The following is a 26,381-nucleotide window of genomic DNA, read 5'->3' on the forward strand; positions in this document are numbered from 1 at the left end:
CGGGGCCTGTTGGGGGCCCCCGGTCCACACCCGGGTCCCCGCGGGCCCCGGGTTGGCCTACACATTATATTTCGGGGGGTTGGTCCCGCCCGGGGGGGGGGGGGGCGTCGACGTCACCCAGGTCGTGCTGGAACTCTCACCGTCGCGCCCCATGTGCGGCGAGGTGGTCACGGGCCGGGGACCGGTGCTGCGCTGGCGCGAGGACCTCGGCTGGAGCAACGGTGTCCGGTCCACCAGCCCCGCCGCGCACCCCGGCGAGGTCGCCGACCTCATCGGTCACGGCTGAGAGACCCGACGACGCGGCGCCTGCCTGCGCACCAGCACGGCTTTCGCCGCCGCGTCCGCCAGCAGGACGGCGGGCACCGTCGCCGCGGCGAGCACCCAGCCCAGTGCGCTGGGGGCACGCCCGCCGAGCAGTGCGGGAAGTGGTGGCACGAACAGGAACACGACCAGCACGACGAGCTCGAACCCCACCGCCCAGAGCAGCAGCCTGTTGCCCCACAACCGCTTCCACGTCACAGGCCGCGCGGCGCTGCGGCACGCGTAGGCGTTGGCCAGCTGGCCGAGCACGATGGCGGTGAACGCCGTGCCGGAGGCGGTCGCGAGCAGTGCCGCGTCCGGAGTGGCTCCCAGCCGCCAGCCGCCCACGAGCAGCACCACAAGGAACGCCGTCATCGACACCAGTGCCTCGGCGGGGCCGAGCACGCCGAACACCCTGCGCACCAGCGAGGCGTCGATGAGCGAGCCGGTGCGCAGGCGGCCCCGCATGGTGCGGGAGTTCGGTGGCTCCGCGCCGAGTGCGAGTGCCGGCGTCAGGTCGGTGCCGATGTCCAGGGCGAGCACCTGGAGCACCGTGATCGCGAGAGGGATCGAGCCTCCGGACAACGCCCACACCACGAACGGCGTCAGCTCGGCGACGTTGTCGGTGAGGTGGTAGGTCAGGAACCGGCGGATGTTCGCGAACGTGGCGCGGCCCAGCTCCACCGCGGCGACGATGGTGCCGAAGTGGTCGTCCAGCAGCACCAGGTCGGCGGCCTCGCGTGCCACGTCGGTGCCGGACGCGCCCATCGCGACACCGATGTCCGCCGCCCGCAGGGCGGGGCCGTCGTTCACGCCGTCGCCGGTCATCGCGACGACGTGGCCCCTGCGCTGCAGGGCCTGGGCGATGCGCAGCTTGTCCGCGGGCGTGACACGGGCGACCACGACACCGTCGTGGTCCAGCAGCGAGCCGAGCTCGTCCGGGTCGGTGGGCAACGCCGAACCCTCCAGCACCAGTTCGTCCGGACCGAGCAGACCCACCTGCTCGGCGATCGCCCGCGCGGTCGCGGGGTGGTCGCCGGTGATCATGGCGATGCGGATGCCCGCCGACCGGCACGCCGTGATGGCCTCCGCGACGTCGTCGCGCGGCGGGTCCTGCAGACCCACGAGGCCGAGCAGCTCCAGGTCACGTTCCGCGTGCTCCCAGGACGTCTCGTCGTCCGGACGCGCCGGCCTGCGGGCCACCGCGAGCACGCGCAGCCCGCGCCGGGCCAGGGCGGCGATCTCGCCGTCGGCGGCGGGTACCGGGCCGCACAGGGGAAGCACCGAGTCCGGGGCACCGGTCACGTGCACGCCGTCGGAGTCCACGACCGACGAACGGCGGCGCCGGGGGTCGAACGGGAACCGGACGGCGTCCGCCGAAGGACCGTCGACACCGACCCGGCCGGCGAGGACGTGCAGCGCGACCTCCATCGGGTCGCCGACCGGGAGCCAGGTGTCGTCGTGCTGTCGCACGTGGGCGGTCGGCGAGCACCGCTTGGCGGTGCTCGCCAAGGCACGCACCCGGTCGACCGCCTCGGACGAGCCGGTCACCGTGCCCGTGGGCTCGTAGCCGTCGCCGTGCACGGTCACCTCGCCGACCGGTGTCCAGACGTGCACGACCGACATCTCGTTGCGGGTCAGCGTGCCGGTCTTGTCCGTGCAGATGAACGTCGTCGCGCCGAGCGTCTCCACGGCGTCGAGCCTGCGCACCAACGCGTTGCGGGTGGCCATCGTCTGTGCCGCGCGGGCCAGCGAGAGCGTCACGGTCGGCAACAGCCCTTCGGGGACCAGTGCGACGGTGACACCGACGGCGAACAGGAAGGCCTCGGTGAGCGACAGCCCGAGCAGCACGGAGACCCCGAAGAACAGCACGCCCACCGCGATCGCGAGCACCGCGACGACCACCACCACCCGGTGCAGCTGCCCGGCGAGGGGGCTGCGGGGCGGCTTCGCCTCCTGGGTCAGCGCGGCGATGCCCGCGAGCTCGGTGTGCACGCCGGTCGCGGTCACCACCACGGCCGACTCGCCTTCGGTGACGTAGGTTCCCGCGTGGACCTGTTGCCCCGCAACGGGTCTGACCGGCACGCTCTCACCGGTCAGCATCGACTCGTCGACGGCGAGCCCCGCCGACGTCAGCACCTCACCGTCGGCGCAGACCCGCGCTCCGGCCTCCAGGACGAGCTCGTCGCCGACGACGAGCTCCGCGGCGTCCACCTCGTGCAGCTGGCCGTCGCGCCGCACCGTTGCGCGCAACGGCATCAAGTCGCGCAGTCGTTGTGCGGCGCGATCGGCGCGGTACTCCTGGGCGAACGCGAACACCCCGTTCAGCACCACCACGACGACGATCGCGACCGCCAGTGCGGGCATGCCCGCGACGAGCGCGAGCACCGCGGCCACCCACAGCATCAGGGCGAAGAAGTGGACGAGCTGCTCCACCAGCAACAGCAGCGGATGCCGCCGCCGGGTCCGGGGCAGGACGTTCCGGCCGTCGTCGTGCAGCCGGCGCGCCGCCTCCGCCGACGAGAGGCCGGTGCTCGCGAGAGTCATAGCGACGGCCCCGGGGTCAGCGGCGGACGGACGGCCTCGCCGTGGTCCTCCTGGTGCTTGCGAGGCTCTTTCACCACCACGACGGGGCACCGGGCGTGGTGGACGCAGTACGAGCTGACCGAGCCGAGGATCATCTCGACGACCGGGCCGTGGCCGCGGTTGCCGACGACGAGCAACTCGGCGTCACCGGAGGCCTGGGTGAGTTCCGCGCGCGGATCCCCGTGGACCACCACCGTGCGCAACTCGACGTCGGCGATGTCCTTGACGGCGTGGTCGAGCACGGCGTGCTGGGCGGCTTCCAGACGTTGCGGGGTCAGCTCCATGCCGATCTCGGCGGGCAGGGGGCCGATCACGATGCCGGGTTCGCGGTACCAGGCCGAGATCACCACGAGCGGACGGCCGCGGCGGCGGGCCTCGTCGGCGGCCCAGCTCAGCGCCGCCAGGGAGGCGGGTGACCCGTCCACGCCGACGACGACGGGCTTGGGTTCGGAATCGCTCATGTGGTCCAGCGTCACTGGCCGTGGCACGACGAGGCAGTGCGCATGGGCACGGCGGCGACGTGCCTTTGGTCCCTGCCACCACATCGGATGCTGCCGCACGCTCGTGGGGAGCGATGGGAGAGCCCGATGAGACGACGAGTGATCATGGTGGGAGTGGACGGCACCACGTCGTCCCGCGCCGCGCTGAAGTGGGCGCTGAACCAGGCGAGGTGGACCGGCGCCCAGGTGGAGGCCGTGCTGGCCTGGCAACACGAGGACGCCTTCGTCCCGGCGACCTCGATGGGGATGCACCCCTACCGGGAGAAGCCGCAGCGGCATCCCGCCCAGGAGCTGCACACGGCCGTGCTGGACATGCGGGCCGCGGTGCCCGCGGCGCCCGAAGTCGTGGAGACCACGGTCGTGGGCCAGGCGGCGGACGCGCTCGTGCGCGCTTCACGCCACGCCGACCTGCTCGTGCTGGGCACCCGCGGACACGGGCCTCTGGTGGGAGCGCTCCTCGGCAGCGTCACCGCGCATTGCCTCAAGCACGCCGAATGCCCGGTAGTCGTGATCCCACCTCACGCAGTGCACGAGTAGACCTCATGCCGAAGAGCGCTTCTCCTCGAGGGAAGCGCCCTTCGGCGTGTCCGGTGGTCAGTTGTGCATCTTCAGCAGACGGCTGTGCAGCTGGTCGTGCACCTGGTCCACCGCCTCGGTGAACGTGGCGGCCTCGGCCTGCGCGGGCACCGAGACGCCGTTCACGTCGAGGTTCACCCGCACCGCGATCGTGCGCGGCCCCGGCCTGGTCAGCCGCACCTGCGCGAACGGCACCGGCGCGGGTGCGTACCGGCTGAGCGGTGCGATCTTGTCGTGCGCGTACTGCCGGGCCTCGGCGGGTACCCGGTCACCGAGCTCCACCACGACGTTGCCGATCTCGGTCGCGCCTGCGTGCTTCATCGAAACACCTCCATGGTCCTGATGGGTGCACTGTCGTCGAACTCGATCACCTCGCGACAGGTGCCAAGGGGCCGTGCGGGCAGGGACCTGGGTCCCTGTTCCCTGATCGATCAGGTCAGGATCGTGAAGGCACACCGAGCAGAGGAGTGCGAGATGTCCCACGCCGACCTGTCGCTGGTCGACGCGTACTGGCGAGCCGCGAACTTCCTGTCCGCGGGCCAGATCTACCTCATGGACAACCCGTTGCTGAGCGAGCCGCTGGCGCCGGAGCACATCAAGCCGAGGCTGCTCGGCCACTGGGGCACCACGCCCGGCCTGAACTTCGTCTACGCCCACCTCAACCGGGTCATCAGGGAACGCGGCCTCGACGTCCTGTTCGTCACCGGGCCCGGCCACGGCGGCCCCGCCCTGCTCGCCAACACGTGGCTGGAGGGTTCCTACAGCGAAACACACCCGGACGTGCCGCGCGACGCGGAGGGCATGCGCAGGTTGTTCCGGCAGTTCTCCTTCCCCGGAGGCGTGCCGAGCCACGTGGCACCCGAGGTGCCCGGTTCCATCCACGAGGGCGGGGAGCTCGGGTACTCGCTCGCGCACGCGTTCGGCGCCGCGCTGGACAACCCCGACCTGATCGTGGCGTGCGTGGTCGGCGACGGGGAGGCGGAGACGGGACCGCTCGCGGCCAGCTGGCACGCGGGCAAGTTCCTCCACCCCCAGCGGGACGGTGTGGTGCTGCCGATCCTGCACCTCAACGGCTACAAGATCGCCAACCCCGCTCTGCTGGCCAGGATCCCGCACGACGAGCTGGACGCGTTGCTGCGCGGCTACGGCTACGCGCCCTTCTACGTGGAGGGCGACGAACCGGCAGCGATGCACGCGCGGATGGCCGAGGTGCTGGACCAGGTCGTCGACGAGATCGGGCGGATCAAGGGGTCGCAGGACCGGCCGACATGGCCGATGATCGTGCTGCGCAGCCCCAAGGGCTGGACCGGTCCGTCCGAAGTGGACGGGGTGCCGGTCGAGAACACGTGGCGGGCGCACCAGGTGCCGCTGGCCGGTGTGCGGGACAACCCGGAACACCTGCGGCAACTGGAGGAGTGGCTGCTCAGTTACCGGCCAGCAGAGCTGTTCGGCGACGACGGCGCTCCACGACCGGAGCTCCTCGCCCTCGCCCCCGACGGAGACCGGCGCATGGGCTCGACGCCGCACGCCAACGGTGGGCTGCTGGTGAGGGAGCTGAAGATGCCCGGCGTTCGTGCTCACGCCGTCGAGGTGAGCAAGCACGGCACGACGCACTCCGAACCGACCAGGGTGCTCGGCCGGATGCTGCGCGACATCGTCACCCTCAACGCGGACAAGCGGAACTTCCGCGTCTTCGGGCCGGACGAGACGGCCTCCAACCGCCTCGGCGCCCTGTTCGAGGTGACCGGGAAGCAGTGGCAGGCGGAGACCTTGCCGGTGGACGAGCACCTCGTCCACGACGGCCGGGTGATCGAGGTGCTGTCCGAGCACCTGTGCCAGGGCATGCTGGAGGGTTATCTGCTCAGCGGCCGGCACGGGCTGTTCAACTGCTACGAGGCGTTCATCCACATCGTCGACTCGATGTTCAACCAGCACGCCAAATGGCTCAAGACGCACAAGAAGCTGGAGTGGCGCAGGCCCGTCGCGTCGCTGAACTACCTGCTCAGCTCGCACGTGTGGCGCCAGGACCACAACGGCTTCTCCCACCAGGATCCCGGCTTCATCGACCACGTGATGAACAAGAAGGCCGAGGTCGTGCGCGTCTACCTGCCGCCGGACACCAACACGTTGCTCGCGGTGGCCGACCACTGCCTGCGCAGCAGGGACTACGTGAACGTCGTGGTGGCCGGCAAGAACGAGACGCCGGACTGGCTCGACCCCGAGGAGGCCGTGCTGCACTGCACCCGCGGCGCCGGAATCTGGGAGTGGGCCAGCACGGACGACGGTGTCAGCGAACCCGACGTCGTGCTCGCCTGCGCGGGTGACGCGCCCACGGTCGAGGTGCTCGCCGCGGCCCGTCTGCTGCGCGAACACCTGCCGGAACTGCGCGTCCGCGTGGTGAACGTCGTGGACCTGATGCGGCTGCAGCCCGAGACCGAGCACCCGCACGGCATGCCGGACCGCGAGTTCGACGCCCTGTTCACCGCCGACCGGCCGGTTCTCTTCGCCTACCACGGTTATCCGTGGCTGATCCACCGGCTGACCTACCGGCGCACCAACCACCACAACTTCCACGTCCGCGGCTACAAGGAGGAAGGAACCACGACCACGCCGTTCGACATGCTGGTGCTCAACGACATGGACCGCTATCGCCTGGTGATCGACGTGGTCGACCGGGTGCCCGGACTCGGGCCGAAGGCGGCGAGGCTGCGGCAGTTCATGCAGGACCAGCGCACCCGCCACCACGCCTGGATCCGCGAGCACGGCGAGGACCTGCCCGAGATCCGCGAGTGGACCTGGCAGTGAACGTCCTGGTGGTGAACGCGGGCTCCTCGAGCCTGAAGCTCGGCCTGCTCGGCGAGGACGGCACCGTTCTCGCCGAGCACCAGGTCGAGCGCTGGAACGGCGACACCGGGCCCTTGCGGGACTTCCTCGACCACGCGCCGCCCGCCGACGCCGTGGGGCACCGCGTGGTGCACGGCGGATCGGCCTTCACCGCCGCCACCCTGATCGACGACGAGGTGCGCGGCGGGATCAAGGCGCTCACCGCGCTCGCGCCGTTGCACCAGCCCCGTGCGCTGGCGGGCATCGACGCAGCGTACGAACTCATGGGGAACGTCCCTCACGTCGCGTGCTTCGACACGGCGTTCCACGCCACGATGCCCGCCGCCGCGACGACTTACGCCATCCCGGAAGAGTGGCAACGTCGCTGGGAGCCGCGCCGCTACGGGTTCCACGGGCTGTCGCACTCCTACGCCGCCAGGCGCGCGGCGGAACTGGCGGGCACACCTGGTGTCCGTGTGGTCAGCTGCCACCTCGGCGCCGGCGCCTCGCTCGCGGCCGTCGCGAGTGGACGGTCGGTCGACACGACGATGGGCTTCACTCCCCTGGCGGGCCTGGTGATGGCGACACGCAGCGGTGACGTGGATCCCGGTCTGCTGGTGTGGCTGCAGCGGAAGGGGCTGTCGCTCGACGCGCTGGAGGACGGACTGGAACACCGGGCCGGGCTGACGGGCCTGTCCGGCGTCGGCGGAGACCTGCGCGACGTGCGCAGGGCGGCCGAGTCGGGAGACCAGCGCGCGGCACTCGCCCTCGACGTGTACGTGCACCGGTTGCGGCAGGGCATCGCCTCCATGACCGCGTCACTGGGCGGCATCGACCTGCTCGTCTTCACCGGGGGCGTGGGTGAGCACGACAGCGTGGTGCGCGCCGACACCGCCGCGGGGCTGGAGTTCCTCGGCATCACCGTGGACGCGGACCGCAACAGCGAGCCGGGCCGCGTCAGCCGGGACGGGTCCCGTGTCGGGGTGTGGGTCGTGCCGGCCAGGGAGGACCTGGAGATCGCGGAGCAGACCCGCGCCGCGCTGCGGTGATCGCGGGGCTTGAGGCTCAGCGGCACGGGGACCTGAGGCCCTGTCCCCCGTTCTCCGCGAGTCCGAGGCTGGAACCGTCAGCCCGACGTCGAAGGAGCGACGATGAAGATCGCCGAGATCATGGGCAAGACCAGGGAGTCCCTGGAAGCACGCACCGTCTACGCCGAGCCCGTCGAGCGGGACGGGATCACCGTGATCCCCGCCGCCACGGTCGCGGGTGGTGCCGGCGGCGGCACGGGGAAGGACGAGAAGGGCCAGGAGGGTGAGGGCGGAGGGTTCGGCATCAACGCGAAGCCGGCCGGGGCCTACGTCATCGACCACGGTGAACTGCGCTGGAAGCCCGCGGTCGACGTGAACAGGCTGGTGGCCGTGTCCGGTGCGGTGGCCGTCGCCGCGCTTCTGGTCGTCGCACGCGCGCTCCGACCGCGACGCGAGGACTGAGCCGTGCCCGCCCGCCGGACGTGGGTGGTGCTCCTGGCCGTGGCGCTCGTCGCCACGGCGTGCGCGGCCGGACCGAACGTGGCGTCCTCGGTGGACGGTGTGCCGGTCGCGGGGTTCTGGCGCGGGGTGTGGCACGGGCTCATCTACCCGGTCACGTTCTTCATCTCGTTGTTCACGGACAACGTGAACATCTACGAGGTGCGCAACAACGGCAACTGGTACGACTTCGGGTTCGTGGCGGGGATCGGACTGCTGCACACCGTCCTGGGTCACGGGCGGCGGGTGTCTCCGAAGCGCCGTAAGGCGTCCAGGGCCGCCTGAGCGGACGGCGGTGCGGAGAGGACCTCGCCGCACCGCCGTCCCGCTTGCGGGGGTCAGGCCTTCCTGCCCCAGCGGAAGTAGGCGACCGGGCCGACGAAGTTGATCAGGATCGCCAGTGCCCACCACAGTTTCCTGCCGCGCACGAACTGGGTGGGCCGCAGTGCCAGGTCGGTCCACGCCGCCGCCGCGAGCGCGGCCTCGACCACACCGGTGGCCACCGCCGTCCTGCGCTGCCACGGAGTCAGCTCGCTCCACCGCTTTCTCGTCATCCGGTCTTCGCCTCCTTCACGACCACGACTGGGCACGCCGCGTGGTGCAGGCAGTGTGTGCTGACGGAGCCGAACAGCGCCTGGGCGACCGCGCCGTGCCCGCGGTTGCCGACGACGAGCAGGTCGGCGTCCGCGGACGCGGTCACGAGCACGCTCCGCGGATCACCCTCGAGAAGGGCGGGACGGATGCGCACGCCGACGTTCCCGATGTCGTACAACGCCTCGTCCAGGGCCTTCTGCCCGAAGGACTTCTGGTGCTGCTCGGACAACTGCGCGGCCACCTCCACCGGCACGGGACCGGAGACGACACCGTCGTCGCGGTGCCACACCGCTATCGCCGCCACGTCGCAGTCCCGCCGCACCGCCTCGTCCACAGCCCAGCGCAGAGCCGCCTTCGAGACCGGCGAGCCGTCGACCCCGACCACGATCGAGCCGGCCATCAGCCGAAGATCTCGGTCTGCCGCGGCGGCTTGGAGTCGTCCCACTCCGACCGCAGGTTGTTGTGGACCTCCACGACGCCGGGAATCGATCGCACGACGTGCTCCGCGATCTCGATCTCGCTGCGCCGCTCGAGACGGCCGCTCAACGTGACGACGCCTCCGACGACGGTGACGCCGATCGTCATCGGGTCGACCCACAGCGTCCGGCCGAACACCTCGTCCTGGATCTCGCGGCGCAGGTCGGCGTCCTCCCGCACGAACAGCGACAGCAGGTCCCGCCGGGACAGCACTCCGACCAGCACGCCGTCGCCGTCGACCACGAACAGCCTGCGCACCCCCGCCTTCGCGAGTTCGCGGGCCGCCCGGCTCGCCGGGGTGTCAGGGGTCGTCGTCAGCACCGGCGAGGTCATGACGTCCCGCGCGGTGAGCCCGGAGGACTTCGCCCAGCGGTGCTTCTCCGCCCGTCCGGCGAAGAGTCCAGGCGGCTCCTCGGCACCCGCGCGGAACTCCTCCTTCGGCAGCAGGTCCGCCTCCGAGACCACGCCCGCGGGCCGGTCGTCCTCGACCACCGGTACCGCGCTGATCCTGTTGTCCTCCAGCAGCCGCACGAGGTCCTGGAACGAGGTGTCAGGGCTCGCACCGACGACCTCGGCGGTCATCAGTGAGGCCACGGTGGGTTCGCGCATGGCAGTCCTCCGCAAGTCGTCGGGTTTCCCACTCCCAGCGTTCATCCGCGCCGGAGCACGCGACACGTGCGAAAGCCGGTGAGGGGACGGGACGAAGGGCTCTGCGCGGGGCAGCGCGGTCTGGGCACGCTGATCGAAGAAACCACCCGAGGAGCAGATCATGAAGGACGAATCCCTCATCGTCGTCGGGGTCGACGGCTCTCCCGCCGCGCGGAGCGCACTCGCCTGGGCAGTCGCGGAGGCCAAGCGCACGGACGCGTCCGTGCTGGCGCTGTCGGTCTGTCAACTGAACCCTTCGGTCGAGGAAGGAACCGAGGCGTTCAGCGCGAGGCACCGCCACGACCTGGAGACCGCTTTGGAGTCGCTCGGGCCGGCGGTGCTCGACGTGCGCATCGACACGGAGGTGCCGCAGGGCGTGGCGGGTCCGGTCCTGGTGGCACGTTCCGCGGGCGCGGCCTGCCTCGTCGTCGGCGAACACGGTTACTACCGGACGGACGTGCTGGTCATGAGCTCGGTCACGAGCTACTGCCTGCGGCACGCCCGGTGCCCCGTCGTCGTGGTCCCGTTGGAAGGAGCGCACCATGACGGTCCTCTCATGCTCCGGCCTGAGCCGCAGGTTCGGTGACGTCCAGGCCGTCGACGACGTCTCGTTCACGATCGCCGAGGGCGAGACCTACGGTCTGCTCGGGCCCAACGGCGCCGGCAAGACCACGACGATCTCGATGATCACCGGCGTGCTCGAACCGGACGCCGGTGAGGTCGTCGTCGCCGGCCTGCCCATGTCGCCGCGCGCCGTGGCCGCGAAGAGGCTGGTCGGCTACGTGCCGCAGGAACTCGCCCTCTACCCCGACCTCACCGGCCGCGAGAACCTGCGGTTCTTCGCGAGCCTCTACGGCGCCGCCCGTTCCCGCGTCGACCACGTGCTCGACGTGGTCGGCCTGACCGACCGGGCGGGCGACCTGGCCCGCGAGTACTCCGGCGGGATGAAACGCCGGCTGAACGTGGCGATCGGGCTGCTGCACGAACCTCGCCTGCTGGTGCTCGACGAGCCCACCGCGGGCGTCGACCCGCAGAGCCGCAACCAGATCATGGACAACGTCCGGGCGCTCGCCGCCGAGGGCATGGCGATCCTCTACACCACGCACTACATGGAGGAGGCCGAACGGCTCTGCGACAGGGTCGGCGTGATCGACTCCGGGCGGATCGTCGCCGAGGGAACCCGCCGGGAGCTGGTGGAGAAGCTCGGCGAACGGGACCGGATCTCGTTGCTGCTGGACGGAGATCTCGCCCACGCCGCGTCACTGCTCGGCGGCCTCCGCGACGTGAAGAACGTGGCGGTGCACGGGAACGGTGTCGAACTCGTCGTGGACGACGCACGGGAATGCCTGCCCGTCGTGCTGTCGGCGGTCACCTCCAACGGCGTCGTGGTGCGCTCGGTGGAGGTCGACGAGCCGAACCTGGAGACCGTCTTCCTGCACCTCACCGGCAAAGCTCTGCGGGAGTGACCATGCGGCACGCACTGCTGATCGCCCTTCGCGACCTGCGCGAACGAGCCCGCGACCGCACGGCCTACGTGCTCGCGCTCGTGCTGCCGCTCGGTCTCGCCGGCGTGTTCACGTTGATCCTGGGCAACATCGGCGGCGACGGCGAGGTGTTCCGCTACGCCGTCGCCGACTCCGACCGCGGTGTCGTCGCCACGACGTTCACCGGCGAGGTGCTGCACGGCGCGGCGGCGTCGGGCGCGATCGAGATCCGCACCGCGTCGTCCGCGGCCGAGGCGAGGGCCTGGGTGGACGAAGGCGAGGCGACAGCGGCGTTCCTGCTGCCGGAAGGACTCACCGAGGACGTGGCCGCTGGCCGTGCCGCGCGGATCGAGGTCGTCGGCGACGTCGACGCTCCGACCGGCACGCAGGTCGCCCGTTCGCTCGCCGAGGCCTACACGGGCCGGCTGGCGGCGGTGCGGCTCGCCGTGGCGGCGACCGTCCACTCGGGAGTGACCACGCCACCGGCCGAACTGGTGGTGGAAGCGGCGGCCGCGCTGCCGTCGACCGTCGTCGCCGAGGACACCACGAGCCGCCGTCAGCTCGACCCGAAGACCCAGTACTCGGCGGGCATGGCGGTGTTCTTCCTGTTCTTCGCCGTGCAGTCCGGCGTCACCGGGCTGCTCGACGAACGCCGGACCGGCACGCTGGCGCGGCTGCTCGCCGCACCCGTGCGCCGGTCGTCGATCCTCGCGGGCAAGCTGCTCACGAGCGTCGTCATCGGCGTGCTGAGCACAACTGTGCTGATCGTGGCGTCGTCACTGCTGATGGGCGCGCGCTGGGGGCATCCGGCCGGTGTCGGACTGCTCGTGCTGTCCGGGGTGCTGGCCGCCACCGGGGCGATGGCGGTCGTGGCCTCCCTCGCGAAGACGGCGGAGCAGGCAGGTGGCTGGCAGGCCGTCGTCGCGATCGTGCTCGGCGCGCTCGGCGGCGCGTTCTTCCCGGTGGCGCAGGCGGGCCGCGTGCTGGAGGTGCTCAGTCTCGTGACGCCGCACCGCTGGTTCCTGCGCGGACTCGCCGATCTCGCCGGTGGCGGGGTGGCCGCCGTGCTGCCCTCGGTCGCCGCCATGACCGCGTTCGCCGCGGTCACCGGTGCCCTGGCCCTGCTGCTGTTCCGGAAGGTGGTGCGACCGTGAAGATCCTCTCGATCGCCTGGATGAACCTGGTGCGGGTGATGCGCGACCGCACCGGCCTGTTCTTCCTGGTGGCTCTGCCGATGATGCTGGTCTTCGTCATCGGCGCCTCGTTCGGCGGAGCCACCACCCCGCTGCTCGGCGTGGTGGGCGACGCCGGTGCCCTGCGCGCCGAACCCTCGTTGCGGGTCCAGGACTTCGCTGACGAGGCGTCGTTGCGCGCGGCCGTCGAGCACGGCGAGGTGAGCGCCGGGCTGGTGCGCACGAGCACGCCCAGGATGCTGGTGCGGCCCGACCGCACGGGTCAGCAGCTGCGGATGCTCGTCACGACGACGCTCACGAGGGAGGCGAACCGGTCCGCGTCCGGTGACTTCGTCGCGTCCCACACGGGACTCGATCGCGCCGCCGCACTGTCCGTTGTGAACTCCATCCGGGTGGAGCCGGTCGAGGTGCGCACCAGCACCACGGGTGAGGCGTTGTTCCCCCAGGACTTCTCGGGGTTCGACCTGGGCGCGGCCAACCAGCTCGTGCTGTTCACGTTCCTCAACGCGCTCACCACCTCGGCCGCGCTGGTCGAGTCCCGCGCGCTCGGCGTCACGCGGCGCATGCTCGCCACCCCGACGCCGGCTCGTGTCGTGGTGGCCGGCGAGGCGCTGGGCCGGGTCGTGATCGCGTTGTTGCAGGGGCTGATCGTGCTCGTCGGCGCGGCGCTGCTGTTCGGCGTGCGCTGGGGCGACCCGCTGGGCGCCGCCGCGTTGCTGGGCGCGTTCGCACTGGTGTCCGGTGGCGCGGGCCTGCTCGTCGGCTCGTTGTGCCGCACTCAGCAGCAGAGCACGGGTGCGGGCATCCTGCTCGGGCTGAGCCTCGCGGCGTTCGGCGGGTGCATGGTGCCGGTCGAGTTCTTCAGTCCCGCGCTGCACACCGTCGCCTTCTTGACGCCGCACGGCTGGGCGGCCGACGGGTTCGCGGCGCTCACCCGCCGCGGCGGTGATCTCCTCACCGTGGTGCCGCACCTGGGCGTGCTGCTCGGGTTCGCCGCCGTGCTGTTCCTGCTCGGCTCCTGGAGGTTGCGGCGGGCGGTGACTGCTTGAGCCGGGCCGCGCTCACCAGCTCGGCGAGTGCGTTGTGCAACGCACTCGCCAGCACGTCCACGTCCGGGTTGCTGTCGTAGTCGGCGGTGATACCGATGCTGAGGCGGTCGGTGTAGGAGAGCACCGCGACGCCCGTCCTGATCCGCACGGCGATCGGCACGTAGGGCAGGATCTCGACGATCGGGCGGCCCAGCACGCTCAACGGCTTCCTCGGCCCCGGCACGTTCGTGGTCACCGTCACGATGCTGCGTTGCGGCAGCATCGCCCCGAACCGGATGCTCCACGACAGCGGCGCGAACGGTTCGTACCGCGCCAACTCGGTGACCGCGTGTCCCGCCTCTGCCTCGTTGCCCTTCTTGAGCGCGGTGAACCTGTCGTGCACAAGGGAAAGCGCGTCCACGACGTCCTCGGTGCCGACCGGCAGGAACGCCAGCCGGACGCTGACCTGGTTGTCCATCCTGCGATTGCCGCGCACCGACACGGGCACCATCGTCCGCACGCTCTCCGGATCCGGTTTCTCTCCCCGTGCGAGCAGCACGGTGCGATACGCGAAACTGACCGCCGCGAGCACCACGTCGTTGACGGTCACGCCGAACGCGTGCGCGACCTCCTTCACCTCTGCCAGTGAGGCGCGCACGATCCGGTAGTGCCGTGCGGTGCCGAGCGGGCCGAACAACGACGAGGCGTGCACCGGCAACAGGGAACCCACGAGCGAGACCAACCCGCTCACCGCAGACGCGACCAGCCGCGCGGAGCGCACCGGCGACGTCACCGCCGCGGCCAGCAACGCGAGCAGACCCGGTTCCTCGTCCTGTGCGGGGTCCGGCGGGGGCGCGTCGCCGTACAGCACGTCGTAGAGCATCGTGCCGCCCACGCCGTCGACCAGGCAGTGGTGCACCTTGGCGACGATCGCCCAGCGGCCGCCCTCGAGCCCTTCGACCACCCAGTACTCCCACAGCGGGCGGTCGCGGTCCAGGCGCTGCCCCATGACGCGCGCGATCAGCGCGGACAGCTCCGCGTCGCCGCCCGGCGCCGGCAACGCGGTGCGCCGCACGTGGTAGGCCAGCGTGAAGGCCGGATCGTCCTCCCACCCCGGCGTGCCCAGATCCAGCGGGACGCGGACGAGCTTCTGCCGGGCGCGCGGCAGCACGGGCAGCTTGGCGCGGATGAACGCCAGGAACTCGTCCTGGCTCGGGGCCGGGCCCTCGGCCACCGCCACCGAGGCGATCGCGAGACAGGCGTGCGGATCCGCGTCCTCGATGTCGAGGAACGCCGCGTCGAGCGGGCTCAGGTGGTCCATGAACCCAGTGCAGCGAGGAAGAACCCGGTGCGCCACGGCCCGGCGCCCCGTGCCGCACGAGCACTTCGGCCCTGCCCGCGCGCACGCGCGGACGACAGAACCCACCGGGCGACCAGCACGCCGCCGGAGTTCGTCGCAAGGACCACATCCGCGACCGTCGCCACCGCGGCACGGTGGTCAGGCCCTGTCCCGGTGCGCGCGGGGGCCGACGGACCGGTCGGAGAGGACCGAAGGACACTGCCACCGCCGAGCTCCCGGCGAGAGGGTGGTGGTGGAAGGGAGACAGACATGACCGTCGAGCAGGAGACCAAGGTGAGCAAGCTTCGCGGCGAAGCGCTCGTCGAGAAGGTCAAGGAGCTCATCCACGAGGGCAACGTCCGGCGTCTGATCCTCAAGAACGACAAGGGGCACACCGTCATGGAGATCCCGGTGACCGCGGGCGTCGTCGCCGCGATCGCCGCCCCCGTCGTGACAGCGATCGGCGCGGTCGCCGCGTTCGCGAGCGAGTGGACCATCGAGGTCGACCGCCGCACCGGCACCACGCCGGAGGAGCCGGAGCCGTGAGACCCGTCCGCGTGTGGGTGGGTCTGGTGCTGCTGGCACTCGGTGTCTTCGGCGTCCTCGACGCCACGGACGTGCTCGACTCCGGCGCGACCATCGGACGCTGGTGGCCGCTCGCGCTGGTGGGGCTCGGTGCCGTCGCGATGGCCGCGCAACGCCGGATCTCGTTCGGCCCCACCGTCATCACGCTCGCGGGACTGGTGCTGCTGACGGGTTCTCTCGGGTGGGCCACCGGCGACGTCCTGGTGCCGACGGCGCTGCTGTGCGCCGGGATCGCCGTGCTCGTCGGACTGCGCAGGCACCACGGCACGCGCACACCGATCGCGGTCCTCAGCGGCACCACCACTCGCGAACGCGCACAGCACCTGCGGCACGCCGACGTCTCCGCGATCTTCGGTGGCGCCACGCTCGACCTGCGCCAGGCGCACGTCGACGGCGAGGCCAGCGTTGACGCGTTCGCTCTCTTCGGTGGCGTCGAGGTGCTGGTGCCGGAGGAGTGGCGCGTCTCCGTGGGCGGCCTGCCGTTCATGGGCGGAATCGTCGACAAGACCGACAACGAGCGGCTGCGCGACGACGCGCCGGTGCTGACCGTCAACGGCACCGCGCTGTTCGGCGCGGTCGAGGTCGCGAACCAGCCGAAGTCCTGATCTGCACACCGCCTCAGCCCCGCCCGGATCGCCGCACGGGCTTCCTCCCGACCGGCGATCCGGGCGGGAGGAAGGAGATCCGAACCATGCGAACACTGCGCGCGGCGGGAGCCGTCGTGCTGACGACCGTGCTGTGCCTCGGTGTGTCGGCCGGGCCCGCCACGGCGGACGACGCCGGTCCCGGCGGACAGGAGATCACGGCGCCGGCCGACCCCGGCACCAGCACTCCACCGACTTCCACCGCACCGCCCGCGACCACTGGTACGTCATCTGCCGCACCGTCCCAGTCCGCGACCCCACCTCGGGAAGACCCGGAAGGCAGCACCTCGCCGGCACCGGGAACGTCCTCGCCCGCACCTAAGGAGGAGCTGCCGGACCTGACGTTGACGGCGTGGTTCGACAAGCCCTCCTACCTCGGGCACGAGGAGATCACCGCCAGGGTCCGGGTCACCAACGTGGGCGGCGCTTCCGTGAACCAGGCGATGGTCACCTCCACCGGGCCGTTCTCCACCCACGACTGGGTGCCGTTCTTCCCTGCCGGGTGGCGCGTCGAACCTGGGCAGAGTGTCGAAGGCAGCCTCACCGGCCGGGTGACGGGCACGGTCGGCGTGCTGCGGCTCGTGATCACCGTCCGGCCGCTCGGCGATGAGCAGGACGCGAACCCGGCGGACAACGAAACGACCGTCTCCGTGCCGATCATGTTCGTCCAGGGCGGCTTTCGCGGACTGGTCTACGGCGACACCGACGGCGACAAGGCCGTCGATCCCGGTGAGGAGCTCCAGGGAATCACGGTGCGGGCGTCCGACGATCACGGCGGCCACCAGACCACGACCACCGGCCCGGACGGGCGGTTCACCTTCCTCGGCCTGCCCGGCGGGACCTACTGGATCCGCGTCGAGAGTCCGGGGTGGTACTTCACCCGGCTGAGTGCGGTGGTCGACGGCACGGACGACCCCGACGTGGTGCTGCGCGGTGTGCGGGAGATCGGCCGGGACGCGCTGACCGCGTCGATGTCGTTCACCCAGCAGGACTATCGCGTGAACGACATCGCTCGCCTGCTGGTGACCTTGACCAACGGCAGCGCTGCCACCTTCACCGACCTCACCGCCAGCTGCACGGTGGACGGGGTGGCCGAGTTCGACGCGGGCGAACTGGCGCGCGGCGCGGTCCTGCCGGCCGCAACGACGAAGACGTTCGAGATGACCATGCGGATCACCTCCGAGGCCCGGACGCAGGGCCACGTGCGCGCGGACTGCCGGATCGGCGCGCCGCCCAGCTCGAACGGCTACGCCCAGACGACGGCGTTCGCGCGAGTACCCGGTGGCATGGCGTCTCGCGTCGTCGGGCACGTGGCGGTCTTCCGCTACAAGCCGCTGCTGGGCTTGCCTTCGGGTGTCGCTCTGCCAGGGGTGAAGGTGTACCTGACAGACCGTGTCACCGGCGAGATCGTCGCCAGGGACGTCACCACGGTCGAAGGCAGGTTCGAGTTCCGTCAGACACCGGCCGGCATCTACCGCTTCGGAATAGTCGGACCGTGGCGGTTCGTGTACTCGGACCCCGACAACTTCGTGGTGCAGGACGGGGAGAACGGCGACAACACCCCCTGGTGGGAGTGGTACCACAGGCGCACGTTCTTCGTCCTGCCAGGCCCCGACCAGCCTGACCCGGACCTCGCGACACCCGCCCGCCCGGCGCCGCCGGGCGCGGACACCGGAACACCGCCTCTTGCGGTGACCGGCGCCGGGGTGACCTGGCTGGCGCTGGGAGGCCTGCTCAGCCTTCTCGCGGGCAGCGCGCTGGTCCTGGCCGGTGGACGTCGCCCCGACCCGAGGTGATTCCCCGCCTGTCAGAGGGGAGCCTCACCGACGTCTCACGTCGCGGAGGCTCCCATCACGGCCGTGGCGCGTGCTCGGCGAGCGCGAAGTACGCCTCCTCCTCTTGGGCGAAGTGCAGGCGCAGCACGGCGTCCAGCCCGTAGAGGGTGGCCCTCAGGTCGTCGACACCGCCGTTCGCCGGACCGTCGGGCCGTGCCAGGTGCCGGCCGAGCCTGCGGGTGAGCCGTTCGATCTCGGCGTGGCCCCTGCTCATCGTCACGGTCGACTCGGCGTCACCGAACTCGGCGGCCAGGGCGGGGTACAGCTCGGCTTCCTCGGCGTGTTCGTGCGGCAGCACCCGCGTCATCATCAGCTCGTGCGCCCTGCGAACTGCCGTCATGGCCTCGTCGGTGGGGCCCTCGCGCAGTTCGTCGGCCGCGAACCGCACGGTCTCCCTGGCTGCTCGCAGGTCCTCGTGCTCGGCGTCGAACCGCTGCAGCAACCGCGTCGTGTCCGCGCTGAGCCGCAGCCGCCGTACAGGAAGCAACGCGCGCAACGAATGCAGGATCACCGCGGCGTCGATCGCCTCCTGCACCACGGCGCCGCCCACGGGGGCGAGCAGACCGAACGCCGCCAGTCCCATCGCGGCCAGCGCCAGACCCATTCCCCACATCGCGCTCTGCGCAGCGATCCGGCGGGCCCGTGCGGCGATCTCCACGCCGTCGGCGAGCCGGTCGATGCGGTCGTCGAGGATGATGGCGTCGGCTGCCTCCACCGCCGCGGACGATCCCCGGTTGCCCAGCGCGACGCCGACGCCGGCCGCGGCGAGTGCGGGAGCGTCGTTGATGCCGTCGCCCACCATGACCGTGAGGCCGTTGGCGTTCTCCGCCCGCACTCTGTCCACTTTGTCCTGTGGTGTGCAGCGGGCGACGACGTCGTCGAACCCCAGCATCCCGGCCACGTCCTGCGCCACGGCGGTGCGATCACCGGTGAGCATCACGATGCGGCGCAGGCCGGCGGCGCGCAGCCTGCGCACCGTCCGAGCCGCGTCCCGGCGCACCGGATCCCGCAGCAGGAACGCACCGGCCACCTGACCGTCGACCTCCACCCACACCGCGGTAGCCGCGTCCAGGCTCGCACGCGCGACCACCGCGCGTTCCCACTCCGCTCCCCCGTTCTCGGCACGCCTGCCCACGACGACGTGCCGCCCGCCGACCGACCCGGTCACCCCTCGCCCGGGTTCCTCCCGCACACCGAGTGCGGGAGGTGGCCGCAGCCCCGCCGTCGCCGCGGCCTCGACCACGGCGGCGGCGAGCACGTGGGTGGACAGCTGCTCCACCGCGGCCGCCACCTCGAGCACGCGTCCGGTGTTCCAGCCCGGCGCGGGCACCACCTCCACCACGGCCGGATGCCCCTCGGTCACCGTTCCGGTCTTGTCCAGCACGGCGATCCTGACGTGCCCCAGCGCTTCCAGGGCTCGACCGTCCCGCATCACCACACCGGCACGCGAGGCGCGCGACATCCCGGCGGTGATCGCGACCGGCACCGCCAGGAGCAACGGGCACGGCGTCGCGGTCACGAGCACGGCGACCGCGCGCACCGGGTCGCGGGCGAGGACGGCGGCCAGTGCGGCCACCCCCAGCGCGAGAGGCAGGAAGAAGGCGGCGATGCGGTCGGCGATCCGCGCGATCGGCGCGGTCGAGGCCGCGGCCTGCTCCGCCAGCCGCAGCACACCGGCGTACGTGCTGTCCGCCGCGGCCGCCGTGGCACGCAGCTCGACCGCGGCGCCTGCCGCGACGACACCGCTGCGGACCCGGTCTCCGCGCGGCCGGTGCACCGCGAGGGGTTCTCCGGTCAGGGCGGACTCGTCGAACTCCCCGTCGGCGAGCAGCACCGCGTCGACCGGCACGATCTCGCCGGGACGAACGATGACCACGTCGCCCGGCCCGACCTCGTCCACGGGCACCTGCCGCAGGTCGTCCCCGACGCGCACCTGCGCGAACCGCGGTGCCCGGTCGAGCAGCGCGCTCAGGTCCCGCCGCGCCCTGCGCTGGGCGAACGAGTCGAGCGCGTGGCCGGTGCCGAGCATGACCGCGACCATCGCGCCCGCCAGGTACTCCCCGACCAGCAGCGTTCCGGCCAGGGCGAGCACGGCGAGCACGTCCGCGCCGAACCGCCTGGCGCGCAGGTCCGCCACCACCCAGGTGACGGCGGGCAGGAGGGCCGTGCCGGTGGCCGCGGCCCAGCAGACGCGTGCGGCACCGGGTTGCCAGAACCACAGTGCGCCTCCCACCACGCTCAGCGCCACCACGAGCGCGAGGAACGCGGGCCCCGCCCACCGCTTCGTCCTCGCGACCACACCACCCATCACGCGGTCCTCCTGTGCGGCCTGGTCACCTGGTCGTGGCCTCGATGTCGGTGAGCACGTCGGCGATGTCGCCGGCCCACACCTCGATCTCCCGCCAGTCGCGGAAGTCGCCGAACCGGCCGCCCACGGCGCGGAAGACCAGCGCGCCGAGCCTCCCGAGCATCTCGGCCCGCACCACGCCGCTGAACAAACGGTGCTCGACGGGCGTGACGTCCTCGCGCAGATGGCGGAGGATCGCCGGTTCCTCCAGACCCGCCCACCTGCGCAGCGGACCGCGCAGGGAGTCCGGCAGACCGACGCTGAACAACCAGACCGGTTTGCCCCGCACCGTTCCGCGTTCCCTCGCCAGGAACGCCGCGCCGGACGGCAGCCACGCCTGGTCGTGCACCGCGCTGCCGATGACGTAGGCGTCGTACTCGCCCGCGTCGGTGACCTCGTCCACGCTGTACGTGGCCACCACGTGGTCGTGTGCGCGCAGCACCGCCGCGATGCGGGTCGCGACGCCCACCGTCGAGCCCGCCGCGGTCGCGTAAGCCACCAGCACCTTCATGATCTCCTCCTCAGACGTCTTCCACGCAGGGCTGCACCAGGACGGAACGCACCCCGGGCACGCTCTCCGCCAGCGCGGCCACGGCCTGCTCCTCGTCCCGGCCGCTGAACGGCCCCAGCACGGTGGCCGTCCCGGACACCACCACGACGTCCCACGGCCGGGCGCCGAGGTGGTCGCACAACAGCTTGCTGATCCGCGCCGCGGTCACCTCGTCCTGCGGGACGAGCGCCCGCAGGAGGTCTCCGCGGCTCACGACGCCGACGAGCTGGTCACCGGCCACGACCGGCAACGACCGGTGGTGGTGCCCGAGCAACTGCCGTGCGATCTCCCCCACCGGCATCTCCGCCTCGACGGCCACGACGAGATCACTCATCGCGTCGCTCACCCGGTGTGCGGTCCGGCGGGCTCGCAGCTCCTCGCGCAGGAGGTCCTCACCTGACACGACACCGACGAGCCGGCCCTCGTCGTCGACCACCGGCAACGCGGCGAAGCCGTGTTCGGCGACGAGTGCCGCGGCTTCCTCGATCGACGTTCCCGGCAGCACGCTCACCGCGGGCGCGGACATCACGTCGAACGCACGCATCTTCACTCCTCCGTCCACTCAGGACAGCGGGCGGACGCCCACGGTCATGAACCCTCGACCCTCCCCGGGCGACTTCGAGCTCGACCTGTACCTGCCGATCTCCGGCGAGGTACAGGACAGGTCTCCTGTCGACGTCGTGCCCCTGCCAGGAGGACCAGCCGCCCGCACGACCCACCGGGGTGCCTACGACGAGACCCCCGCCGCGTACGAAGCGGTCCTCCGTTACGTCACCGAGGTCGTCGTGCCGCTGCTGCGGCGCTGAGCACCGGCGACGGCCAGCACCAGCAGGGTGACGCCCAGCAGGAACAGCACGCCCCCGCCGATCAGCAGGCCGACGGACACCGGACGCAGTGCCGGGACCTCCGCCTGCGCGGCGAGCGCCGCGTCTACTCCGCGCGTGTGATCGGTGTTGAGCACCACCGCGGTCCAGCTGCCCTGCTCCGCCCGCCAGTCGACCTGGCCGGTGCCCGACGCCGCCCAGAACGTCTGCGCGGCGGGATTCGCCGGCGCTCCACCGTCGCGGTGCCAGTACGTGACGCGGTCACCGGCCATGGTCACCTCGTCGTGGTCCACTCCGGACAGGTAGCGCCGGACGTCGTCCGTGCGGCCGATGCCGAGGAACACGCCGTTGCCGGCCTTCAGCCGCACGTCACCGAGCCAGTTGTCGGCCAGCACCCAGTCGGCGTCCGTCCAGCGCAGCTCGAGCGTTCCGAACTCCAGCGCGTAGCCGTCGCTGTGGAAGGCCGCCGCGCGGGTGCTGAGCATTCCGGACGAGTCGCGTTGCGTCTGGTCGGCCCACAGGCCGAACCCGCCCGTCCCACCGACGGCGCCACCGGTGATCAGAAGCAGGACACCGATCACCACGGCGGTGACCCTGCCCGCTGTCCAGCCGTGCGCGGGCGACGGCGGTGGTGGCGGTTGCTGGTCGATCGTGGTCGCGCCCGCCTCTTCCCCTCCGGAGTCGAAGCGGAACGGCGGGTACGAGTCGGTCATCAGGCCCGCGTAGGCCGCGACGCGCAGCGCCCAGCGGTCCATGCCCAGCACGAAGTCGAACAGCCCCTGGGGATACCTTCCGGTGAACAGCAACGCGATGCCCGCGAACAGGGCCATCAGGCCGACGAGTCCGCCCGAGTTGTAGACGGTCTCCCCGGTCTGGTATGCCACATAGCTGCCGCCACCGACGAAGAACCCGACGATCAGGTAGTGCGGGATCGCGAGGAGCCACCACTTCACCAGCACCAGTCCGCGGGAGAGGTGCTCGGGGTAGGCGATGTCGAGAGTCGCGGGGTAGTCCGGCTGCTCGCCGAGGCTGAACGGCGGGTAGCGGTCCGTGGCCAGTGCCCCGTAGGTGTAGTAGGCCACCCGCCACGTCCAGCGCAGCACGCCGACGTTGAAGTCGAACAGGACGCGCGGATAGCGGCCGGTGAAGAGGATCGCGAAGAACGCCACCACGCTGAACACGGCGAACCCGACCCACAGGAACGCCAGCACCACGTAGTGCGGAATCGCGAGGAACCACTTGACGAGCCACAACCATCGGCTCAGGCCGGGCTCCAGCCGCGCGTGCACGTGCACCGGATAACCAGTCGTAGCAGTTGTCATCGTTACCTCCCAGCTCACTTCCACCGTCACGCAGATCCGCGGGCGCCGGCAGTACCGCGCGACCCTTCGCGGCACTGACCTAGGGCCCTGTTTCCACCACGCGGAGAGCGCCGATCGTGTTGGTATGACTGATGTCCTGGTCGCGTACGCGACGAAGATGGGTTCCACCAGGGAGATCGCCGAGGCGATCGGAGAACGGCTGCGCTCCGCGGGGCACGAGGTCACGGTGCTCGACGCCGCGCGAGTCCGTTCGGTCGAGCGTCACGACGCGCTGGTGCTCGGCAGCGGCCTCTACGCCGGCCGCTGGCGCCGTGAAGCGGTGAAGTTGCTCAAGCGCAACGAGGAGCTGCTGGTGGACCGGCCCACGTGGCTGTTCCACGACGGCCCTCTGGGCAAGGAGATCACACCGCAGCCGGCGCCGCGCAAGGTGCGGGAGATCGCCGCCCGCATCGGTTCCGAGGAGCCGGCCACGTTCGGCGGCAGGCTGACCGCGCAGACCGCCGTCGGGTTCATCGCGAAGAAGATGGCCCAGGGCGACATGGCGGGCGACTTCCGCGACTTCGACGAGATCCGCGCCTGGGCGGACCGGGTCGCCGGACAGCTCGCCGGCAGCTCTCCGGTCCCGCCGGCGGGCGCGTGATCACGACACCCTCACGGCCGGCCGCCGCGGACGAGGATCTCGACCTCCGGCGGCCGCCGGAGGGTGTTGTGCACGGTGCAGTGGTCGACGACCGCCCGCAACGCCTGCCATCGGCGCGGTTCCAGCTCCTGTCCCGGATCCACGGTGACGCGCATGCCGGCGATCCGTGCCGGGTGGTCGGCGGCCATCTCGTACTCGGCCACCACCGTGAGTCCCTCTCGTGGAAGGGAGTGCCGGTGCAGGTAGCTGCCCGCGTAGTGGGCCACGCAGGTGGCGAGCGACGCGACGAACAGCTCGACCGGGGACATGCCCCGGTCACTGCCGGGCTGGTCGACGTGCACCTCGTGCGCCCGCAGCCGGACGGCGTACTCGTCGCCCTGGACGTGGCGCACCTGGATCCGTTGGCGCAGAGGAACTTCAGTGGTCATGGCAGAACGGTCACCTCTTCGGCGGACGCACGATCGCGAGCGGGCAGGGGGCGTGGTGGACGAGTGCCTGGCTGGTCGAACCGAGCAGCATGCCGGCGAACCCGCCGTGCCCGTGGCTGCCGACGACCAGCAGCTGGGCCTCGGCTCCGTAGCGCGTGAGCGCACGCACCGGCCGGTCTCGCACCGCGATCCGGTCGACCACGACGTCGGGGTACTTCTCCTGCCAGCCCGCGAGGCGCTCGGCGAGCAGCCGACGCACGTCCTCCTCCACCGGCCCCCAGTCGATTCCCAGACGCGACAACGTGTACGCGCTGTCGGCGGCGAAGTCCGTGATGGTCATGACCGCGGTCAGCGAGGTCGCGCGCGACGAGGCCTCCTCGAACGCGAACGCCAGCGCGGCTTCGCTCGTGGGCGAACCGTCGACACCGACGACCACGGGGCCATCGGGAGCCGCGGTGCCCCGCACCACGACGACCGGGCTCTGGGCGTGCGCCGCCAGCGCCACCGCGGTCGATCCGACGGCGAGCCCGGTCACGGTGCCGAGGCCCCGCGATCCGATCACCACCATCCGGGCGCTCTTCGACAGCTCTGTCAGCAGCGCGCCCGCTCCGCAGCAGACGACGTCGGCCGTCACCTCGATCCCGGGAGCGGCCGCGCGGGCCGCTGCCCCGGCCTCCTCCAGCCACGCGCGCCCCTGCTTCTCCATCGCGTGGCGAATGTCGTTGCCCACGAGCACGATCTCCGGATAGTCGCGGGTCGGCAGCATGAAGGTGTGCACGAGGCGCAACGACACCTGGTGGCGGGCGCACTCCTGAGCGGCCCAGCCGACGGCGGCCAGCGCCGACTCCGAGCCGTCGACGCCGCACACGATCGGGGCGGATGGAGATTTCATCGTCGTCCTCCAGTCACAACGGGCGTGCACCTCACGCTAGGAACCCGGCACCGGCGGGGACGCTGCCGTTGGTCCCGCACGGGCCGGGCCCTTGGCACCGGCGTCCGCCGCAGGCCCGTCGTTCCCGATCGGATAGGGACCTTCGACGGTGTGAGCACCTCGTGTCCGCACGGAGAGTGGAGCCACGGAGAGTTCGACCGCGACACGATGAGGTGAGTGACATGGCCGAGGTGCCGCAGGCGCTGGGGCTCGCGCCGCAACAGGTTCACCAGGTGCTCGAGGCCGCCTCGCTCGCGCCGTCCGTGCACAACACCCAGCCGTGGCGGTTCCGCGTGCTTCCAGACCGGATCGAACTGCACCCCGACCCGCACCGGCGGCTGCCCGCCACCGATCCCGACGATCGCGAGCTGCGGTTGTCCTGCGGCGCGGCGCTGTTCAACCTGCGGATGGCGTTGCAGGGTGCGGGAGTGCGGCCGCTGGTGTCGATGCTGCCCGGTCACGACGCGCCCGGAGCGCTCGCGGTCGTGCGGCGCGGAGGCGCGATCGCTCCCGACGAAGAGCAACGCGCGTTGCTGCAGGCGATCTCTCGCCGCCGCACGAACCGCAAACCGTTCCACGAGGCGCCCGTCGACCTCCGCCAGCGTCACGCGTTGGTGCGCGCGGCCGAGTTGGAGCGCTCGTGGCTGCACGTGGTGTCGACGGCGGAGAACCGCGCCCAGCTCAAGAAGTTCGTCCGGCAGGCGCACGAGATCCAGCTCCACGACCAGAACGTCCAGGCCGAGCTGGCGTCGTTCGTCGGGGACCGGCCGGACGCGAGCGACGGCATCCCCGCCCTTTCCGCGGGCGTTCGTCCCGAACTGCAGGACGAGTGGGTCTTCCGCGACTTCAAGGGACAGCGGCGCCTGCCCGGCAAGGACTACGAGTCCGATCCACTGGTCGTCGTCGTCTGCTCGTTCTACGACGGACCACTCGGCGAACTGCAGGCGGGACAGGCGATGCAACGCGTCCTGCTCGCGGCCACCGTGCGCGGGCTGTCGGCGTCCTTCCTGTCCCAGCCGGTCGAGGTGCGCAGCGTCCGCGAGCAGTTGCGCCGCTCGCTCGGCGGCATGCTCGTGCCGCAGGCCGTGCTGCGTCTCGGATACAGCACCTCGGTTCCGCCCACACCTCGACGTCCCGTCTCCGAACTGCTGCTCGAACCCAACGACTGCCGGTCCTGAGCGGACACCCGACCGGCCGACGA

General features: G+C 71.5%; 29 protein-coding genes. 16 read left to right on the plus strand and 13 right to left on the minus strand.

Features of this window, described 5'->3' with window-relative positions:
* Positions 1-151 precede the first annotated feature (151 nt).
* Positions 152-286, plus strand: a complete 135-nt coding sequence (locus tag ACWF7A_RS06010; RefSeq protein WP_452249301.1) for a hypothetical protein — start codon at positions 152-154, stop codon at positions 284-286.
* On the opposite strand, the gene ACWF7A_RS06015 is transcribed toward ACWF7A_RS06010, so the two are convergent.
* Positions 277-2,847 (minus strand): cation-translocating P-type ATPase, encoded by a 2,571-nt coding sequence (locus ACWF7A_RS06015; protein WP_452249302.1) that lies wholly within the window; start codon positions 2,845-2,847, stop codon positions 277-279. The two genes, ACWF7A_RS06010 and ACWF7A_RS06015, sit on opposite strands and share 10 nt — an antisense overlap.
* Positions 2,844-3,347 (minus strand): universal stress protein, encoded by a 504-nt coding sequence (locus ACWF7A_RS06020; RefSeq protein WP_452249303.1) that lies wholly within the window; start codon positions 3,345-3,347, stop codon positions 2,844-2,846. The genes ACWF7A_RS06015 and ACWF7A_RS06020 overlap by 4 nt, the downstream gene beginning before the upstream one ends.
* Positions 3,348-3,473: 126 nt before the next feature.
* Here ACWF7A_RS06020 and ACWF7A_RS06025 point away from each other — a divergent pair, with 126 nt between their 5' ends.
* On the plus strand, positions 3,474-3,923 hold the full coding sequence (locus tag ACWF7A_RS06025) for a universal stress protein (protein WP_452249304.1): 450 nt from the start codon (positions 3,474-3,476) through the stop codon (positions 3,921-3,923).
* A gap of 57 nt (positions 3,924-3,980) precedes the next feature.
* Here the strand turns inward: ACWF7A_RS06025 and ACWF7A_RS06030 are convergent, their stop codons facing one another.
* On the minus strand, positions 3,981-4,283 hold the full coding sequence (locus ACWF7A_RS06030; RefSeq protein ID WP_452249305.1) for an HPF/RaiA family ribosome-associated protein: 303 nt from the start codon (positions 4,281-4,283) through the stop codon (positions 3,981-3,983).
* Positions 4,284-4,436: 153 nt separating this feature from the next.
* Between ACWF7A_RS06030 and ACWF7A_RS06035 the strand changes: the two genes are divergently transcribed.
* From ACWF7A_RS06035 to ACWF7A_RS06050, 4 genes are all read left to right on the plus strand, one after another.
* Positions 4,437-6,767, plus strand: a complete 2,331-nt coding sequence (locus tag ACWF7A_RS06035; protein ID WP_452249306.1) for a phosphoketolase family protein — start codon at positions 4,437-4,439, stop codon at positions 6,765-6,767.
* Positions 6,752-7,834 carry an acetate/propionate family kinase gene (locus ACWF7A_RS06040; protein WP_452249307.1) on the plus strand — a complete coding sequence of 361 codons (1,083 nt, stop codon included), beginning with the start codon at positions 6,752-6,754 and terminating at the stop codon, positions 7,832-7,834. Before ACWF7A_RS06035 ends, ACWF7A_RS06040 begins: the two co-directional genes overlap by 16 nt.
* Before the next feature lie 102 nt (positions 7,835-7,936).
* Positions 7,937-8,275: a spore germination protein GerW family protein gene (locus tag ACWF7A_RS06045; protein WP_452249308.1), complete on the plus strand. Its 339-nt coding sequence runs from the start codon at positions 7,937-7,939 to the stop codon at positions 8,273-8,275.
* A 3-nt stretch (positions 8,276-8,278) separates the two neighbouring features.
* Complete coding sequence (locus ACWF7A_RS06050; protein WP_452249309.1) at positions 8,279-8,596, plus strand: hypothetical protein; 318 nt, start codon at positions 8,279-8,281, stop codon at positions 8,594-8,596.
* 53 nt (positions 8,597-8,649) lie between these two features.
* Here the strand turns inward: ACWF7A_RS06050 and ACWF7A_RS06055 are convergent, their stop codons facing one another.
* The 3 genes from ACWF7A_RS06055 to ACWF7A_RS06065 are packed head-to-tail and all read right to left on the minus strand — an operon-like array spanning position 8,650 to position 9,991.
* Positions 8,650-8,865 (minus strand): PLDc N-terminal domain-containing protein, encoded by a 216-nt coding sequence (locus ACWF7A_RS06055; RefSeq protein ID WP_452249310.1) that lies wholly within the window; start codon positions 8,863-8,865, stop codon positions 8,650-8,652.
* A complete protein-coding gene (locus ACWF7A_RS06060; RefSeq protein ID WP_452249311.1) occupies positions 8,862-9,305 on the minus strand; it encodes a universal stress protein in 444 nt (147 codons plus the stop codon). Before ACWF7A_RS06060 ends, ACWF7A_RS06055 begins: the two co-directional genes overlap by 4 nt.
* Positions 9,305-9,991: a CBS domain-containing protein gene (locus ACWF7A_RS06065; protein WP_452249312.1), complete on the minus strand. Its 687-nt coding sequence runs from the start codon at positions 9,989-9,991 to the stop codon at positions 9,305-9,307. Before ACWF7A_RS06065 ends, ACWF7A_RS06060 begins: the two co-directional genes overlap by 1 nt.
* Before the next feature lie 160 nt (positions 9,992-10,151).
* On the opposite strand from ACWF7A_RS06065, the gene ACWF7A_RS06070 reads away from it, so the two are divergent.
* Genes ACWF7A_RS06070 through ACWF7A_RS06085 form a run of 4 tightly spaced genes read left to right on the plus strand, consistent with a single transcriptional unit; the run spans position 10,152 to position 13,756 of the window.
* Positions 10,152-10,616 (plus strand): universal stress protein, encoded by a 465-nt coding sequence (locus ACWF7A_RS06070; RefSeq protein ID WP_452249313.1) that lies wholly within the window; start codon positions 10,152-10,154, stop codon positions 10,614-10,616.
* Positions 10,573-11,496 (plus strand): ATP-binding cassette domain-containing protein, encoded by a 924-nt coding sequence (locus tag ACWF7A_RS06075; protein WP_452249314.1) that lies wholly within the window; start codon positions 10,573-10,575, stop codon positions 11,494-11,496. Before ACWF7A_RS06070 ends, ACWF7A_RS06075 begins: the two co-directional genes overlap by 44 nt.
* 2 nt (positions 11,497-11,498) lie before the next feature.
* Entirely contained in the window at positions 11,499-12,668 is a 1,170-nt protein-coding gene (locus tag ACWF7A_RS06080; RefSeq protein WP_452249315.1) for an ABC transporter permease, read from the plus strand.
* On the plus strand, positions 12,665-13,756 hold the full coding sequence (locus ACWF7A_RS06085; RefSeq protein ID WP_452249316.1) for an ABC transporter permease: 1,092 nt from the start codon (positions 12,665-12,667) through the stop codon (positions 13,754-13,756). The genes ACWF7A_RS06080 and ACWF7A_RS06085 overlap by 4 nt, the downstream gene beginning before the upstream one ends.
* On the opposite strand, the gene ACWF7A_RS06090 is transcribed toward ACWF7A_RS06085, so the two are convergent.
* Complete coding sequence (locus tag ACWF7A_RS06090; protein ID WP_452249317.1) at positions 13,662-15,056, minus strand: wax ester/triacylglycerol synthase family O-acyltransferase; 1,395 nt, start codon at positions 15,054-15,056, stop codon at positions 13,662-13,664. The two genes, ACWF7A_RS06085 and ACWF7A_RS06090, sit on opposite strands and share 95 nt — an antisense overlap.
* A gap of 288 nt (positions 15,057-15,344) precedes the next feature.
* Between ACWF7A_RS06090 and ACWF7A_RS06095 the strand changes: the two genes are divergently transcribed.
* The 3 genes from ACWF7A_RS06095 (at position 15,345) to ACWF7A_RS06105 (ending at position 18,099) form a co-directional block, all read left to right on the plus strand.
* A complete protein-coding gene (locus ACWF7A_RS06095; RefSeq protein ID WP_452249318.1) occupies positions 15,345-15,620 on the plus strand; it encodes a DUF4342 domain-containing protein in 276 nt (91 codons plus the stop codon).
* The gene (locus tag ACWF7A_RS06100; RefSeq protein ID WP_452249319.1) at positions 15,617-16,264 is read left to right on the plus strand and encodes a LiaF transmembrane domain-containing protein; all 648 of its coding nucleotides are present in this window, start codon (positions 15,617-15,619) and stop codon (positions 16,262-16,264) included. Before ACWF7A_RS06095 ends, ACWF7A_RS06100 begins: the two co-directional genes overlap by 4 nt.
* Before the next feature lie 86 nt (positions 16,265-16,350).
* Positions 16,351-18,099 (plus strand): carboxypeptidase regulatory-like domain-containing protein, encoded by a 1,749-nt coding sequence (locus ACWF7A_RS06105; RefSeq protein WP_452249320.1) that lies wholly within the window; start codon positions 16,351-16,353, stop codon positions 18,097-18,099.
* A gap of 55 nt (positions 18,100-18,154) precedes the next feature.
* Here the strand turns inward: ACWF7A_RS06105 and ACWF7A_RS06110 are convergent, their stop codons facing one another.
* Genes ACWF7A_RS06110 through ACWF7A_RS06120 form a run of 3 tightly spaced genes read right to left on the minus strand, consistent with a single transcriptional unit; the run spans position 18,155 to position 21,579 of the window.
* Complete coding sequence (locus tag ACWF7A_RS06110) at positions 18,155-20,446, minus strand: heavy metal translocating P-type ATPase (protein WP_452249321.1); 2,292 nt, start codon at positions 20,444-20,446, stop codon at positions 18,155-18,157.
* Between the two features lie 25 nt (positions 20,447-20,471).
* The gene (locus tag ACWF7A_RS06115) at positions 20,472-20,996 is read right to left on the minus strand and encodes a flavodoxin domain-containing protein (protein ID WP_452249322.1); all 525 of its coding nucleotides are present in this window, start codon (positions 20,994-20,996) and stop codon (positions 20,472-20,474) included.
* Between the two features lie 10 nt (positions 20,997-21,006).
* Positions 21,007-21,579 carry a CBS domain-containing protein gene (locus tag ACWF7A_RS06120; protein WP_452249323.1) on the minus strand — a complete coding sequence of 191 codons (573 nt, stop codon included), beginning with the start codon at positions 21,577-21,579 and terminating at the stop codon, positions 21,007-21,009.
* 46 nt (positions 21,580-21,625) lie between these two features.
* On the opposite strand from ACWF7A_RS06120, the gene ACWF7A_RS06125 reads away from it, so the two are divergent.
* The gene (locus ACWF7A_RS06125) at positions 21,626-21,841 is read left to right on the plus strand and encodes a hypothetical protein (RefSeq protein ID WP_452249324.1); all 216 of its coding nucleotides are present in this window, start codon (positions 21,626-21,628) and stop codon (positions 21,839-21,841) included.
* Here ACWF7A_RS06125 and ACWF7A_RS06130 read toward each other — a convergent pair.
* On the minus strand, positions 21,802-23,181 hold the full coding sequence (locus tag ACWF7A_RS06130; RefSeq protein WP_452249325.1) for a DUF4389 domain-containing protein: 1,380 nt from the start codon (positions 23,179-23,181) through the stop codon (positions 21,802-21,804). The two genes, ACWF7A_RS06125 and ACWF7A_RS06130, sit on opposite strands and share 40 nt — an antisense overlap.
* A gap of 124 nt (positions 23,182-23,305) precedes the next feature.
* Here ACWF7A_RS06130 and ACWF7A_RS06135 point away from each other — a divergent pair, with 124 nt between their 5' ends.
* Complete coding sequence (locus ACWF7A_RS06135; RefSeq protein ID WP_452249326.1) at positions 23,306-23,821, plus strand: flavodoxin domain-containing protein; 516 nt, start codon at positions 23,306-23,308, stop codon at positions 23,819-23,821.
* 11 nt (positions 23,822-23,832) lie between these two features.
* Here ACWF7A_RS06135 and ACWF7A_RS06140 read toward each other — a convergent pair whose 3' ends face one another.
* Positions 23,833-24,249, minus strand: a complete 417-nt coding sequence (locus ACWF7A_RS06140; protein WP_452249327.1) for an OsmC family protein — start codon at positions 24,247-24,249, stop codon at positions 23,833-23,835.
* A gap of 10 nt (positions 24,250-24,259) precedes the next feature.
* Positions 24,260-25,141, minus strand: coding sequence for a universal stress protein (locus tag ACWF7A_RS06145; protein WP_452249328.1), 882 nt, complete (start codon positions 25,139-25,141; stop codon positions 24,260-24,262).
* Between the two features lie 221 nt (positions 25,142-25,362).
* On the opposite strand from ACWF7A_RS06145, the gene ACWF7A_RS06150 reads away from it, so the two are divergent.
* Positions 25,363-26,358: an Acg family FMN-binding oxidoreductase gene (locus ACWF7A_RS06150; protein ID WP_452249329.1), complete on the plus strand. Its 996-nt coding sequence runs from the start codon at positions 25,363-25,365 to the stop codon at positions 26,356-26,358.
* The last annotated feature ends 23 nt before the right edge of the window (positions 26,359-26,381 follow it).

This window comes from Lentzea sp. NPDC055074, assembly GCF_053608005.1.

Excerpts from the sequence above, each read along its gene's own strand:
- ACWF7A_RS06010 (WP_452249301.1), top strand. The coding sequence starts at position 152 with ATGTGCGGCGAGGTGGTCACGGGCCGGGGACCGGTGCTGCGCTGGCGC.
- ACWF7A_RS06015 (WP_452249302.1), bottom strand. The coding sequence starts at position 2,847 with ATGACTCTCGCGAGCACCGGCCTCTCGTCGGCGGAGGCGGCGCGCCGG.
- ACWF7A_RS06020 (WP_452249303.1), bottom strand. The coding sequence starts at position 3,347 with ATGAGCGATTCCGAACCCAAGCCCGTCGTCGTCGGCGTGGACGGGTCA.
- ACWF7A_RS06025 (WP_452249304.1), top strand. The coding sequence starts at position 3,474 with ATGAGACGACGAGTGATCATGGTGGGAGTGGACGGCACCACGTCGTCC.
- ACWF7A_RS06030 (WP_452249305.1), bottom strand. The coding sequence starts at position 4,283 with ATGAAGCACGCAGGCGCGACCGAGATCGGCAACGTCGTGGTGGAGCTC.
- ACWF7A_RS06035 (WP_452249306.1), top strand. The coding sequence starts at position 4,437 with ATGTCCCACGCCGACCTGTCGCTGGTCGACGCGTACTGGCGAGCCGCG.
- ACWF7A_RS06045 (WP_452249308.1), top strand. The coding sequence starts at position 7,937 with ATGAAGATCGCCGAGATCATGGGCAAGACCAGGGAGTCCCTGGAAGCA.
- ACWF7A_RS06055 (WP_452249310.1), bottom strand. The coding sequence starts at position 8,865 with ATGACGAGAAAGCGGTGGAGCGAGCTGACTCCGTGGCAGCGCAGGACG.
- ACWF7A_RS06060 (WP_452249311.1), bottom strand. The coding sequence starts at position 9,305 with ATGGCCGGCTCGATCGTGGTCGGGGTCGACGGCTCGCCGGTCTCGAAG.
- ACWF7A_RS06065 (WP_452249312.1), bottom strand. The coding sequence starts at position 9,991 with ATGCGCGAACCCACCGTGGCCTCACTGATGACCGCCGAGGTCGTCGGT.
- ACWF7A_RS06070 (WP_452249313.1), top strand. The coding sequence starts at position 10,152 with ATGAAGGACGAATCCCTCATCGTCGTCGGGGTCGACGGCTCTCCCGCC.
- ACWF7A_RS06075 (WP_452249314.1), top strand. The coding sequence starts at position 10,573 with ATGACGGTCCTCTCATGCTCCGGCCTGAGCCGCAGGTTCGGTGACGTC.
- ACWF7A_RS06080 (WP_452249315.1), top strand. The coding sequence starts at position 11,499 with ATGCGGCACGCACTGCTGATCGCCCTTCGCGACCTGCGCGAACGAGCC.
- ACWF7A_RS06090 (WP_452249317.1), bottom strand. The coding sequence starts at position 15,056 with ATGGACCACCTGAGCCCGCTCGACGCGGCGTTCCTCGACATCGAGGAC.
- ACWF7A_RS06095 (WP_452249318.1), top strand. The coding sequence starts at position 15,345 with ATGACCGTCGAGCAGGAGACCAAGGTGAGCAAGCTTCGCGGCGAAGCG.
- ACWF7A_RS06105 (WP_452249320.1), top strand. The coding sequence starts at position 16,351 with ATGCGAACACTGCGCGCGGCGGGAGCCGTCGTGCTGACGACCGTGCTG.
- ACWF7A_RS06110 (WP_452249321.1), bottom strand. The coding sequence starts at position 20,446 with ATGGGTGGTGTGGTCGCGAGGACGAAGCGGTGGGCGGGGCCCGCGTTC.
- ACWF7A_RS06115 (WP_452249322.1), bottom strand. The coding sequence starts at position 20,996 with ATGAAGGTGCTGGTGGCTTACGCGACCGCGGCGGGCTCGACGGTGGGC.
- ACWF7A_RS06120 (WP_452249323.1), bottom strand. The coding sequence starts at position 21,579 with ATGCGTGCGTTCGACGTGATGTCCGCGCCCGCGGTGAGCGTGCTGCCG.
- ACWF7A_RS06125 (WP_452249324.1), top strand. The coding sequence starts at position 21,626 with ATGAACCCTCGACCCTCCCCGGGCGACTTCGAGCTCGACCTGTACCTG.
- ACWF7A_RS06130 (WP_452249325.1), bottom strand. The coding sequence starts at position 23,181 with ATGACAACTGCTACGACTGGTTATCCGGTGCACGTGCACGCGCGGCTG.
- ACWF7A_RS06135 (WP_452249326.1), top strand. The coding sequence starts at position 23,306 with ATGACTGATGTCCTGGTCGCGTACGCGACGAAGATGGGTTCCACCAGG.
- ACWF7A_RS06140 (WP_452249327.1), bottom strand. The coding sequence starts at position 24,249 with ATGACCACTGAAGTTCCTCTGCGCCAACGGATCCAGGTGCGCCACGTC.
- ACWF7A_RS06145 (WP_452249328.1), bottom strand. The coding sequence starts at position 25,141 with ATGAAATCTCCATCCGCCCCGATCGTGTGCGGCGTCGACGGCTCGGAG.
- ACWF7A_RS06150 (WP_452249329.1), top strand. The coding sequence starts at position 25,363 with ATGGCCGAGGTGCCGCAGGCGCTGGGGCTCGCGCCGCAACAGGTTCAC.